The 14,911-nt window shown below is 38.5% G+C and carries 5 protein-coding genes; all 5 read right to left on the minus strand.

Going from position 1 to position 14,911, the window contains the following annotated elements:
- Positions 1 to 119 precede the first annotated feature (119 nt).
- Positions 120 to 695: a sugar transferase gene (locus K319_RS0119435; protein ID WP_027385130.1), complete on the minus strand. Its 576-nt coding sequence runs from the start codon at positions 693 to 695 to the stop codon at positions 120 to 122.
- Positions 696 to 799: 104 nt separating this feature from the next.
- On the minus strand, positions 800 to 1,108 hold the full coding sequence (locus K319_RS0119440; protein WP_027385131.1) for a hypothetical protein: 309 nt from the start codon (positions 1,106 to 1,108) through the stop codon (positions 800 to 802).
- A gap of 108 nt (positions 1,109 to 1,216) precedes the next feature.
- Positions 1,217 to 7,837, minus strand: a complete 6,621-nt coding sequence (locus tag K319_RS0119445) for a GEVED domain-containing protein (protein WP_034672200.1) — start codon at positions 7,835 to 7,837, stop codon at positions 1,217 to 1,219.
- 367 nt (positions 7,838 to 8,204) lie between these two features.
- Positions 8,205 to 14,321 carry a T9SS type A sorting domain-containing protein gene (locus K319_RS0119450; protein WP_027385133.1) on the minus strand — a complete coding sequence of 2,039 codons (6,117 nt, stop codon included), beginning with the start codon at positions 14,319 to 14,321 and terminating at the stop codon, positions 8,205 to 8,207.
- A gap of 297 nt (positions 14,322 to 14,618) precedes the next feature.
- Positions 14,619 to 14,911, minus strand: a 293-nt coding sequence (locus K319_RS0119455; protein WP_027385134.1) for an IS4 family transposase, incomplete at its 5' end; no start/stop codon positions are given.

A 14,911-nucleotide genomic window follows, 5' to 3' on the forward strand; every position in this document is an offset into this window, starting at 1 on the left:
AGTTAACATAAAAAAACATTTAATTTTTAATATAATTTAACATTTTTAGAATATTACGTATTCTTAAAAAAAACGAGAATTTATGCTACTTTTTTTTAAAAAAGCCTATACACTGCTAACTAAAATTTAATGAACGTTTTTACTATAATCCTGATGTCCAGTCCGAACGATCTTTTATAATAGTAATCAAGATTCATTTTGACCTTATCTGGAAAAATTATTTCGTCATTGTATTTTAATGGATCATTTTGTTTTAAAAGCAAGGACTCTTCATCAGCATATTTTATACTTGCAAGACTAGTGATCCCAGGTTTCAAATTTAAAACCTTCCTCTCCTCACCTTCCAATACGTCATAATATCCTGCAACATCCGGTCTAGGTCCTACAAAACTCATATTGCCAAACAGCACATTTAGAAGCTGAGGCAATTCATCAATTTTATAAGCCCTAAGAAAACGTCCTATGTATGATATCTTTCCCGTTTTCGGATGAATTGTTTTCAGTTTAAAAATCGTGAATGCCTTACCATATTGACCAATCCTTTTTTGAAGAAAAAAACCGTTCGAAAATGTATCTATTGAAGAAAGCACAAAGAAGACCATAATTATCCAGCCAAAGAAAAAAAGTGCCAGTAAGGAGAAAACAATATCAAAAATACGTTTAATTAACAAATAACCATTAAGATCATTATTCATAAAAAATTCAGGTATTTTTAAAGGCAGGTATTAGATATCAATTACTTATAGATGTCTATAAAACAAAATAAATCCGAAATTTATGAATTTCGGATCTACATTATTTAAATATTGACTTTTTTGTTTTTCCTCTGATAATAAAACACCAATCCCAAACTACTTATTAACAGCAAGGGTAAATACCCATCAATAGGAACGGGCTCACCAGGGTTACCCGGCCCTAACGATTGTGTAGTATCGTTCGGGGATTGTTCAACGTTAGAATCAAAGGTATTTGCTGATTGCTTTTGAGTCTCTATATCTTGGGTATTTTGCTCTGTCTTCGATTGCTCGCTATCAAATACATTGTCTTTAAATTGGGCTAAAGACATAACACTCACGGACAGATATATTAAAGCTAAATATTTTTTCATTTGCTATTTAAAAATAGATACATTTTTCAGGTTGTAAATATATAAAAAAATCTTAAAAATTTATAAACATCTCTATATTAATTAATATTAATATCTATTATATTCAAATTATTTAATGATTTTATGTGTTTTTGCTTCTCCGGCGTTTTCCACTTTCAGCACATAAACCCCATTGGAAACATCATTCATATCGATCTTAATCATTGTTTCTGGAGTATTGAAAGCTCTTATTATTCTTCCGGATGTATCATACATTTCCACTTTACCCAATTTTTTTGTTGATTTGACAACATAAAAATCACCATCTCTATATACTGTGAAATTTGATCTCATAGAAATATTTGTACCAAGAACATCTTGACTCTTATACACCAACTCAAATCTAGTATCATCTACACCTTTATTTGCACTGAATGTGTAATCCTTCTCCGTCAAGTCTGTATAAGTATTTGCAAGTTTATCATGCAAATACACCTTCTGTGCCGAACTGAAAATACCTTCCTTATTTCCAAGTCCTATTTTATAGGTTCCATTTATTGAATATTTAGTTCCCAGAGGAATAACGTCCTCAACACCCAACACATTCCTACCTTGGATCTGAAGTTTATGCGCATCCAGTTTTGTATAGAACGAATCATCCCCTACTGTCAACAGATCTGCATCATAATCTGCATCATACTGGTTGGTGGCCGCAGCAATATGCGCGACAAGAATCGTATTAACAACGCTTTCCGGAGAGATAAGCTTCACCCAATAACGGTCAATTCCATTTTCTGCAGTTTTGTTATTGTTATAAAAATGCCCTGTACTGTTGTTGGTTCTAATACTATTATCAAACTTCAACGTTCCGGTAATAGGAGTGCTCCCTGTAGGTGCCGTTCCTTTCATCTCAACAATAAAACCTTGAGCTACTTTTATAAATTCATTTGGCGTCGGAGTACCCGTCGTTGTATCTATTCCCGTAGCAGGTGTTCCTCCGGAAAGTGTAATAGTCGCATAGTTATTACCAGAATAGTTAGATCCCGCTTGAGTGGCTACAGGAGTTATATTGGTCCAGAACCAAGCTTTGGCATTGATTAGGTCACTGTTTTTTGTGCCATTGCCTTGATCCAGATTATAGAACTTGATAAAGTCTATATTCGACGGATATGGATTTCCAATCAGATTGTACCCATGTGTATAAGTATTGGCGCCACTTGTGGTATTTTTAGACTTCTGAATACCAATAGTGATATCACCATTATTAGGGGAACCAACAAATTTCAAAGTATTGTCTGTCGTAAGAGTAGAAATATCATATGAATCTTTGCCCCTTATTGCATATCCTTTGGCGTTCACAAAGTTAGCATCTGCCGTAGCAACAAAAGTATCATTAGGTTCCTTATACTGATATATTCTGTTGTTTGGTGTACCTTCCGAGAAGCCTCCACTTGTATATAATGGACCAGATGCTCCTCCAGATGTATTAAGCAATACTTGGTTTTGTACCGGCGAACTCCAATAAGTATAATCTTTCTGACGCATCTTCACATCTCTTTTCGCATATATATTCCCCGTATTTACAGCATTAGGATTATCTTGCAACAATACCGCATCACTTTCCAGCACAAGATTATCATTGTTGGCGTTGTTTGTGATATTGATAACATCGGTAACTTTCAAAGAACTGTTAGCTGAGATTGTAGTTTTACCTGTTGCTGCTATTATCAAATGGCTGGTTTCAGCATTAGTATCAATAACAACCGTTTTACCTGCAGGGATATTAGCACACTTGCTATTATCCGGAATTTGGTTAGGATACCAGTTGTTGGCGTTGTTCCAGCTATTATCAACATTACCTGTAAATTCCCTCTTATTTTTTGTAACATTTACAACCGCTGTTTTATCACAGGTTCCCAATGTCGCTTTCGCCGTGTAAGCTTGGGTTCCATTTGGTGCGGCGTATAATGTTGCAGTAAAATCACCTGCGCTATAAGGTGTTGTTAAAGCGGCATCTGTGTATAATCCCGTAGCTGGAGTCCAAGAGACTTTTTGGCTTTCAAATTCAAAAACAAGATCATTTCTAGAAGAATAAGTATATGAAGCAGCCCCTGTATAACCATCAACCGTTGTAGCTGTTTGATTATCTACCCTATAGAATATAGAACTAACAAATGATGTATTACTATATTTTGCCGTATTATAAGTGCTACTACCTCCATTGTTATTAGAATAATTCATTTCTATAATCAGATTACTCGTCCCATCCCATTCAAACGGAGTGTCCAGAACAAAACTGTTCAACCCTACAGAAGGGGTATAAGAAGCATTATTCCTCACTGTGGTCAAACCCGACTCCCAAGAAGATGTGGTAGCAAATGCTGTAGTAGCAGATTTTTTCATTTTAATTCTTAAATCCAACAATGGATATGAGGCATTTGCTGTTGCCAAGTTCAATTGGATGGATTTAATTTTTGAGCCGGCAGAAAGCCCTAAGGCACTTAATTCACTCGCCCTATATATCCATTGCTGTTTAGTGCCTCCATAATAATTTTGCATCGGATTCGGGCCTAATGCAGAACCGGTAGTGCTGGCTGCAGACGTGCTGGCCCCAGTACCTGAGGTCACATTAGTTGTAATAACGCCGCCTGTAGCTTCTAATTTAACATAATCTGTTGTACAAGCATCACCGCCAGCCGGAGATGTTGTAGTTGTAACAGACACGGCTGTAGGTGCAGGATTGATTGTAGCAGTTACTAAAGTTCTAGTTTCTGATTCACAGCCATTATACGCAACCACATAATAATTAGTTGTTGCAGAAATGGAAGGTGTAACCCAAACATTATTACCAGATGTTCCCACAAGTGTCCCTCCTGTAAGTGCAGAATACCATCTGTACTCAGTTATCGCAGCACCCGTAGTACTACCGTTCGCAGTCAACGACACAGTACCTGCGCCACAATTGCTACCAGACACAACAGATGCAACTTTAGGAGGAATATTTCCATTAAACTCATCTGCCCCAATATCAGGGGTAGTTGCCGACCTTGTGTCGTTATCAATATCATTCGTGATACTTGCTATTGGTGTTCCTGCGCTTTCCAAAGCAGTACAAGCGGAACCTACAATATGCAAATCTGTAGCAGATACAAATGGAGGCAATGAATTGATAGAATGAGAATCCTGCCCTGTAGCTGTTTGCCAAGCTGCCAAAGCAGTTTGATTTGTAGAGGTTGCAGCCAATATATTATTTGCATTCCCACTGCTATATATATTATTATAATCTGACGAGAATGTACCATCCTCCGTCCAAACCATAGAATATTGAGTTCCGCTACCTGAGGAAATACGGGTATTTGAAAAAATATTATTCTTAACTACAGATGAGTTCGTATAGTTTTTCAAGTATGCATAAGACCCTGTTGAAGAACTAGCCGTTCCATTTATACTAATTGAATTATAATAAATATAAGATGTCCCTGCCGTACTTTCATCAGCAATACCGGCTATCCTTATTCCAGGAGCCCCAGCTCCATTTCCCGCCAAGCTAATCATATTATTATACACATAGCATGTACTGCCAGACGCAATATCATATATATCTATACCATGCAGGTAACCCGTGCTTGATGCAGAAGTATTTGTATTAGTCGTTTTTAAATCATAAATTCTATTATTACTAATAATAGGACCATATATCGTATTTGCTCCTAAAAAGACACCGTATAATCCAGTATTAGTAGTTTGTGTCGCTGTACCATAAATATTATTACCATCATAGACAAATCCCGAAGAATAACCATTATCATAAACACCCGCGAAACTAAAATTATATATATTATTTTTCAGAATAGAATTCTCTGTATTCTGCAATGAAGTGCTGGAACCATAATTATAAACGCCAATATAAGGCAATGTTGCCGACTGAGGCGCTATATTATTGTTCTGTACAATGTTACTATTATTACCAGACACACCACTTCCGCTATAAAAGGTAATAACACCAAGATATGTTGCAGAAGAAGATGGAATTGCATTTATGACATTATTCTTTACTGTATTACTGGATGCTCCATTAATAAATAATACCGCAGTCCCCGTAGCAGAGGTGTTTCTAATTGTCATATCTTTTGTGACGCCGCCAACAGTATTACTTCCATCTATTATAACATATTGTGCTCCGCTTAGTCTTATAATTGCATTATTGGCCAATGCCGATGTAATTAAAGGACTTACTCCACTAGCCGGTTTTATAGTAAGTGTATTGGTCGCACTAGTCCCGGCAATATTTGGTATCACTATTGGAAACGTTTCCGAAGCAGATGCATAACTGCTATTCAAGGATAAAGTCGTCGCTTGAGTAATTCCACAAGCCGAAAGATCCATGATAGCTGCGGTCAATGTCGGATAAAGGCTACCAGGAGTCGTTGTACTTCCCCCTATTGAAATCACTGAACTGAAAGATGGACACGCATTGGTAGTTGCGTTCGTCTGTGTCGCTGATGCAGAATACAGAGGTCCAGAGGAACAGCTTGTATTATTATATGAGAAAACAAAATAATAATATGCTGTTCCTGATGATAATCCCGATGACGTCCAGCTACCCGCCGATGTTCCCACATATTCTATATACCCATTGGGTGCAACAGATGAATTAGCTCCTACTGTATAAGTAGCTCCTCCTGACAAAGATGGCAAAGATGAGGATGTAGAACGTACAACTACATAACCTGTAGGTGCTGGAGAATTGCTTGTAGCCGTAAAGCTACCAGTAACAGAAGTAATACCTGTTGCGGTAGAAGTAGCGGACGCAGCCAGTGAAGTAGGGGCTGCACAAGCAGGAATAAAACTACCTGTAAGATAGGTACTGTCACAACTGCCATTATTTGCTTTTATTCTATAATAATAAGTTGTTGCAGCGTTTGAAAATGTAATATTTTGTGCCGTAGAAGTCCCTGCATTAAACGGAGAACCCGGAATAGCCGTGGTGTAACCTGAATCCGTATAAACCTCCACAGTGTAGTTAATTGTTCCCGCAGAGCCACCAGCCACTGATGCCACCCAATTAATAGTTGCGGAATTACTGGTAATACTAGTAACAGGTGTGGTCGCTGCTGTTGGTGCGGCTGCACAAGTTATCTTATTTCCCGTCAAGGGAGATGTGGTCAAATAATATGGCGCCCCTGTACAAGAATTATTATAAGAAAACACATAATAATAATATATTGTATTACTAGTTAAACTGGAATCCGTAAAAGATATGGAGGTCGAGTTCTGCACCACATAAGTTCCCGTCCCCAATACAGTAGAACCCACAGCATATGTTGTCCCATTGACCGGTGTTGGCGCAGTTGCGCTTGTGCTTCTTACCACCATGTACCCACTTGGCGTATTAGGACTTGCCACACCTGAAAAAGAGCCCGCAATTGAATTAGCGGAAGTTATTCCGAAAGTTAAAACTGTTGGTTGAGCGGATGGCGTCGTACAGGTCGGTGCGGCAGAAATACTAATCATATAATCCTCGCCTTCACCTCTTGTTGTTGTTCCGCTAAGAGAGCAAGAATCGGGGTTTGTATTATTAAAATCTGTCACAATACGCATAACATAATTCCCCGCTGCTTGAGCCACAGGAACAGTTATACTTCCAGTAGTAGTATTACCGCTGCTTAAAAATGATGCAGAGTTATAAACCCTTTCACTTGTAGCAAAAACCCCATCATTATTCCAATCTATCCAAATAGCAACACCCGCTGTACCACCAACCAGATTAAAAGTTGCAGTAAAAGAAGCTCCTGCGGTTATCGATATAGCTCCTGCAGAATCATAGTAATGATTTTGATATCCGTAAGCACCAAAGCCTGTAGATGACTTTGATATATTTGTAGAACCTCCCGTTGTAGAAAATGAATTTATGTAAGTATTTGTTGCCGATGTGGAAATAGGTCTGCAATAACCAGTATAGGTAATTGAAATCCTACCCGCTCCTCCTGCTCCTCCTGCTCTTGCAACAGTATTTGCGTTTCCTGCATAACTCCCAGATCCTCCGCCACCAATAGTAGGGGAGTTCCCAGCTCCATTACCCGTTAACCCAGCAGCACCGGCAAAGCCACCTCCTGAACCAGCTGAGCCAGCCGTGGCTCCGGAAGCATTACCACCCGCACCCGTAGAGCCGCCAGAGCCACCACCACCACCACTGCCAGCATTACTACCTGACCCTGCGGCACCATTACCTCCAGAAAAAACAAAACCTGCATCACCTATTGATCCAGACACAAGACCTCCTGCTCCGGCAGTTCCACCTGTTGAACTATTCGTAGCACCTCCGCCTGAACCACCTTTTGCAAGAAGCGTAGTGGTATTTATCCAATAAGAATCTCCTCCTGCACCTCCTGCTGCAGTACTGTTTGCGGTTCCGGCAGATCCTGCCGAGCCAGCATATATTGCGCCATTGGTAACAGCAAATGTATTAAGAGTTGCAGAAGCCCCACCACCACCGCCGCCGCCAGTTCGTATGCTACCAGAGGTAGAACCCGTACCGCCACCACCGCCGCCGCCGCCTATGGCTACAATTTTTGCTGTAGAAACATTTGGTGGAAATTGAAAACTAAAAGTACCTCCGGTAAAAGTAATAGTGTTTTGGCCTTTTAAATTAAAAGAGAAAAACACTGCAAACAAAAAAACGAGTAAGACTTCAGGATTGCGCAAGCGGAAAGAGCTGCCTACAGCACAGGGAGTAAATTTTTCCATCATAATAGGTGTTATTAAATACTAGTACATTATTCAAAGAATAATATCAATAAACAAAAATATAATTTTTTTTGAATTTAATTAACAATTAAATTATTTTTTAAATAAAAAACATTAATAATTACAAATAAATATATATCACCTATATAAATCATTTATATAAAATCAAATCAACATAACCCCTACAAAACTACAACAAAACACATAAAACACCGTAAATGCTATAATATCTATAATTTAACTTAATAACTAATTTATAAATAAAATTAACAAATGATAATTAAAACATTAAAATTTATTTTTTAATGTTAAAACAAAAAAAAAGGTCAAAACATTTGTCTTGACCTTAAATTTTTGAATAATATAAGAACTATTTTATTATTTTTTTCGTTTTCGTATCTCCAGAGTTTTCAACTTTAATAATATATATTCCATTCGAAACATCACTCATGTCAATTTTCATTATAGTTTCTGCGGAATTGAAACTTCTCAACATTCTTCCAGATACATCATAAACTTCCACTTTTCCCAGTTTACTTGTTGAATGGACCACATAAACCTCTCCATCTCTATAAACCGTGAAATTCGATTTGGACAAACCATCAACCCCCAAAACTTCACTTCCCTTATAAACGATTTCAAATCTTGTATTATTTAGACCTTTATTAACCGGGAAACTATAATCTCCTTGTGAAAGGTCTACAACTTTATTCAACAGATTATCTTTAAGATAAATCCTTTGCCCATTATCGAAAATCCCTTCTGCTTTTTCCAGACCTATACTATATGTTCCATTCTGATAAAAATTAGCGCCTATCGGAACAATATCACTTGTGGTAAAATTTTCAGAACGTCCCTGGATCAACAATTGCCTTCCTCCTAAAACCGAATAGAAAATATCCGAGCTTGTAGACAATGTCTCTGCATCATAATCCTGTTCAAACTCATTACTTGCTCCGGACATATAACCAATAAGCTGGGTATTAACTAAATCATTAGGCGTTTTCAGTTTTATCCAGAAACGATTTTTAGCTTCCGACGATTGCTTTTGATAGAAATGGCTAGTGTCAGCTAATCTCAAATCATGTCCTGCAGAATAACTATTCTTAAAGCTCAAACTGGAAGTCCCTTGGTTTTTCGCCTGAACGATGAATCCCTGCCCGATACTCACCAATCCATCAGGAACAGTTGTATCCCCAGAACCACCTGCCGCTTGCGTCGCCGCATTACCTCCTGTACCATTATATACAGCATAATTATTTTGAGCATAACCCGTACCCGCTTGTGTTCTTACAAAGACATTATTGGTCCAGAAATATGCAGTGTTATATATTACACTACTGTTAGCTGCATACAATTCCCTAAAGTCCATATTGGAAGGATAAGGATTACCAACAAGATTAAAACCTATTCCCGTATTACCTGTTGTGTTGGTACGTATTAGGTTGATGTTTATATCTCCATTATTTGGCACTCCATTGAATTTGTAGATCTTGGAATAACCGTCTATATAGTTAGCATTAGTATCCGGATTCAAGCCTGTTTCTGCTCTTACGGCGTAACCTTTTCCAGATACGAACGTACCATCCATTGTTGCTTTGAAGGTATCTTTAGACTCATTATATTCATAGAATCTATTGGCCGGTGTTCCTGGTGAAAATCCAGTTGAACCAGCTGTCACCTGCCCACTTACTGGAGAACTCCAATAAACATAATCCATAGCTGTATTAAGGTCATTGTTGATATCAGCTACCGAACGCTGTGCCTGAATGATTCCGTTTACATTATTTGTCGCTGTACTTGTTTGCAGAAGATTACCTCCAGTCAAGATAACAAAGTTGTCTTTGGCAACATTATTATTGATCATTAGAATCCCTTCCACTTTCACATAATCACCTGGACCGATCGTCACCTTACCTGTATCTTCAACCGTAAGGTCCTTTGCCGTGAAGCTTCCTGTAGAAGATGTTGAATAAGTATCTCTAACAATTGCATCCAAATTGGCAGTCGGACCCGCACCATTGGTCCAGGCATTATTGGTCCATATTACAGTATTGTTGGTCGTAACCGGCCTTTCATCCGAATCTATAGATTTACAGCTTCCTTGCGTAGCTCTTACTTTGTAATAATATTGAGTATTTGGAGCTAATCCTGTAACAAGTTGCGAAACCACTGCCCCTCCACTTATCACATACGGATTATAATTGGATACATGATCATAAGTTGTTTCGGTATAATTAATTGTCACATCATCAATATAAACAGCTGACCCGAATCTTAAGAATCTGATTTTTGCCAAACCTGGAATTGGAGCCGCTAAATTAACTGTGAATAATTGTTTTGTAACTGCTCCATAATACGTTGGAGTTGTTGCATCAACCGGCAACCAGTTTACATCATCATAAGAATATTGAACTTTTAAGGAAACAGCGGCATTACTTCCTGCCATCCAAAAACTTATAGAGGATATATTTTCCAAAGCTGGTGTTTGTAAATATGAGTTGGATGAACTTTCCAACTGTAAAACGGATGACCCACTATTAGGCTGGGTAGACCCTTTAATAAAACGAGCACCACTCCATACACCTGTGCCTAGAGTTGCCGTTCCTGTAGTATAACTGGTTGGTAATCCCGTCTCAAAATTTTCAAAAAAAGTTTTATTGGTTTCTGTTTTTCTATAAACATCCAACTCGTATCCACTTGCCCCACTCACAGCACTCCAGTTTGCCGTGAATGTTGTAGCCGTAATATCGGTTTCATTTGTTACAGGTTTAGCCAATACCGCAGTTCCTGATAACGAAACCACAGGATAAGTTGAAACACCACCTCCCGAGAAAGTAATTGTACCCGAAGAAGCATTTCCACAAGTCGTAGGGATATATTTTACAGAAATATCATGAGCAGCCAAGGTGGATGTTGCATAAGGAACGGTTACCGAACTACTCCAAGTCATTCCTGCATCCGAAGATATTTGAAAATCTGAAGGAACGGTTAATGTCACATTTGAAGGAGCTCCGGTAAGATTTGCACCAGACAAGCTGAATGTCTGAGCTGTAACTGTAGAACCGATATCATTCGTTCCAAAACTTAAAGTAGCAGAAGAAGTACCATTTACAAATAATGTTGGTGGACTTTGTTTAACCACTACGTTATCTAAATAAATATTATTACCATATTCTGAGCGAAATTTAAACCCAACATAGAACTTCGTTGCATTTGCACAAGCAACTGGTAATGTAATTTTTTTAAGATTCCAAGCATTAGAGGTTGCATATCTTTGAAAGTATGCGCCTGAAACATCTGTCCAATTTGTGCCATCTAATGAATATTGAACTTGAACTCCCTCTGTTAATTTATCGCTATAACCACTATCATTATACATGTAAAACTCTACATCAACGCTCGCAATCCCAATAGATGATAATGGATTACTTCCTAATCTCTCCTCAGATCCCGCTCCTCCATTACCATTGGAGTAAGAATTATATCTCACAAAATGAGTCCCTTCCTGTAAACCCGGGCTTGGGTTGGTTGAACTTGTAACAAATGATATTTTAGTACCGGTCTGTGTACTGGTTGGGATAATTGTTGTACTCCAGCAAGTTGGAATCGTTGTAGAATTAAACCCCTGAGAATAAGCAATTGGAGTTGTCCCACAGATAAAAGCATTATCCTTACCTATAGCAAAATATTGCGTTCCTGATAATACTGATGGTGAAAACGCAGATGCTCCAGTAGCCGTATAAGGATTAGAACCGGAAACTGCAGCTGCATTTTGCGTCCAAGATGTTCCATTATAAAATCCAACATATGTTTGATTACCAGAAGCAAAATTAATCCCTTGGTCGGAAGTGTTCCATTGAGGGACAACTGCCAGAGTACTACCGCCAGCAGTCGCTTCTGAAACAAGCCATCTATCATTCACAGTACTGGTTGCATCTTGAACATTTGGGACAGTTCCCGATGTCAATATCACTCCAAAAACATCAGACGTCCCGGTGTTGGTAAATGTAATGGGATTATAAGCACTTGCAGAACCAACCGGAAAAACCGTAGCACTTGAACCTACGGTTCTTTTCAGCTGCCCAGTTCCTAAAGTAACAACATAACTAGAAGCACTATTGCCATTGATATTTCCTGCGGAAGCAATTGTAAGGTCATTGTTTCCTATCGTTATTTTCCCTGATGTCAAATTAAGTGTCTGGTTTACATTCACTGCATTGTTCAATGTAAGCCCTGCAGAATTATTGATGGTAAGATAATCAAAAGCAGTGGCCCCGGTCAAGGCTTGTGCAGAAGAACCATTGAAAGTCACCGCTCTATTGTTACTCACCAAAACACCATTGGTCGGATTCTTTACCCAGTTACCACCAACCGAAAGGTCTCCTCCAACATTTGTTGATAAAGTCAACGTAGAAGTCCCTGTAGTACTACCCAGGTTTATACTTCCTTTTATTTCCAGAGCATTCCCTGTATTCTGCATACTCAAGCTTCCTGCACTTGCAGCAATCCCGAGATTAAGATTACCATTAGTACGCAAAGTACCGGTCAATCCTGTTTCTATATTAAGCAATGTCCCGTTCTGCACGGTTACATGGTGAGGGTAACCATTCGCAGGAAAAGTCGTCCCTACAGAGCCCCACTCAACTCCTCTGGCATAAGTTCCGGTATTGTTATATATCAAAGTAGAACCTGTAGCATATTTTGGCGCACTGGTAACATAGCTGTTACTATTAAGTGTTAATACATTTTGAATCGTTGTACCCGTAGAATACGATACACCTAATAAACCACTCGGAGTTTGTGCAACAGCAGGATAGAAATTAATAGTACCAGTAGTAGTTCCTGTCCCTAAGAAAATAATAGTTCCGTTTGTACTGGCACTATTGAAATTACCTGAAGTTGCAACTATTGATGCATTGTTCGCAATATTTAAGTTGACACCAGAAGCCAAACTTACGAGACCTGTCGTAAATCTCAGTTCATTGTTGACAGATATATCATTATTAATAGTAAGCACATTAGTGCCCGCAGAACTATTGTATTCTAAATATGCAAATGTCGTAGCACCAGTAATAGATTGGCCCGTACTCCCATTGAATGTGACTTTTCTTCCATTCGCATTGAAAGTAGCTGTATTTGTAAAATTACCTCCAACAACTAGATCACCTCCGGGCTGGTTCCCAAGAGAGATATTTCCATTGCCCAGAACATTTCCCTTTACCGTCAAGACACCAACGCCCGTACTTGGAGATCCATAATCCATATATAAAGCAGAACCATTTCCTACATTAAGATTACCATTTAATGTTCGGGTAATTGCTCCCCAACCATTAGGATAGTTAAGGGTTGTGCTATTTTGAAGTGTAACATTTGTAGGGCTGTTGTTCCACTCGTTACCTCTATTAAAAGTAGAGCCTGAATTATATACCAATGTAGATGAAGCACCATAATTTACCGCTGAATCAAAAGATGCTGATGTACTATTGATCTGATTAGTCCCATTGACCGTAAGATTGGATGCACCAGTCAAGGCAGCAGAAGTTGCGAATACTCCTGTTACAGTTCTAGCAAAGCCTAAGCTTATAGGACTATTAGCATTCAGGGTTACATTCACAGGGCCGCTTGTCGATGGCCAATAAGTACCACCACTAACACCATAAATCCCATTAGGCGAATGGTTGAAAGCCAAAGTCCCAGCAGCTCCATAAGTTAAATTGACAGTTCCATCGGCATAGCCACCAGCATTGATCTGGAAAGTTCCATTGATTGTAGTTGTACCGTTATTCGTATATGTTGCAGCGGCAGCCAATGTCCCTGTAACAGTTGTTGTAGTGCCACTATTACGTGTGATCGCAGTTCCGACCGTAACAGTATGCCCGGCAGCAATTGTTACATTATCAGCAGATGTTGGCACTACGCCCCCTACCCAAGTTGCAGTATCAGACCAGTTCCCTGATTGAGCCGATGTAATACCTGATAGTGTATAAGTGACCTTGACACCTGTAAGCCTTAATTGTGAACTGCTCGATGTAGCAGCATTTCTCATTGTCAAGGAGTTCGTCACGGTCAATCCTGTCAAACTATAAGTCGTACCAGACAGACCCATATTAGGATCTCCACTTACCATAGTAGCGCCCCCAATGGTATATTTTACTGTTTGAGTATAACCTGAAACAGCATATAACTCGACAGCAGTGATTGTAGCACCATTTGAGGGCGTCAAGGTAATTGAGCAGCCTTTATATGGGGATGTGCCTCCTGCATCATACAACCTTAGATTTGTATTGAAGGCTGGTGCGTTACTAGAAGTGTTCTTCTCTGTTGTAAAGGAAATATTCGAGTCGATAGTTCCTGAAGTAGCTGAAAAAGTATGGGTAACATTTGTCTGTCCCCGAACACCAATTGTAAAGAATAAAACGGCAAAGAAAAGGTACCGTTTTAGAAAATGAACCAAGGCCTGGTCATTCAGTAATTTTTTTTTCATATTATGTTTCTATTTAATTTTTTTTAGATTTTAATGAAAGACCCTATTCATGAGGATTTCATTAAAAATAACTTCACCGCCTGCTTTTGATTTAGAATCAAAAAAATCAGATTCATTCAAAATCAGCCCGCTAAATTAATTATTTTTTAAATATACTATGAAAAAATTTATAATATTTTAAATTATACAATAAATAAAGGATTTTATAAATTATACTTAAAATAAAAATTTGAAATTATGAATATAAAAAAAGACGCCATAAATGTAGTCATGGTCGGAAGAAATTCCGACCATTTTTTATGTTTTAAAAACTTTACCTGGGTCGCCTCCTGCAAATATGATTAGAATAGCAGTTATCATATCCCGGAGCTCCATGGCTATTCGTCTTTTAGCGGTTTTGTAGCCCAGATTATTGGCTTTTTTGTAGATCAACAAAAGCATCGCTGCAATCATTGTCATATAGACCATCACTTCAATCCCGTTCTTGTTCATTGAAACCAGGTGACTTAGGTTGAGTTCCTGTTTCAGGAACCTGAAAAACACTTCAATGTCCCACCGCTTTCTGTAATAATCAGAAATTTCCTTGGCAG

This window comes from Epilithonimonas caeni DSM 17710 (assembly GCF_000426465.1).
In the GTDB taxonomy this organism is placed as follows: domain Bacteria; phylum Bacteroidota; class Bacteroidia; order Flavobacteriales; family Weeksellaceae; genus Epilithonimonas; species Epilithonimonas caeni.

Bases quoted from the DNA above. Each gene is read 5' to 3' on its own strand.
- K319_RS0119435 (WP_027385130.1), bottom strand. From the start codon at position 695: ATGAATAATGATCTTAATGGTTATTTGTTAATTAAACGTATTTTTGAT.
- K319_RS0119440 (WP_027385131.1), bottom strand. From the start codon at position 1,108: ATGAAAAAATATTTAGCTTTAATATATCTGTCCGTGAGTGTTATGTCT.
- K319_RS0119445 (WP_034672200.1), bottom strand. From the start codon at position 7,837: ATGATGGAAAAATTTACTCCCTGTGCTGTAGGCAGCTCTTTCCGCTTG.
- K319_RS0119450 (WP_027385133.1), bottom strand. From the start codon at position 14,321: ATGAAAAAAAAATTACTGAATGACCAGGCCTTGGTTCATTTTCTAAAA.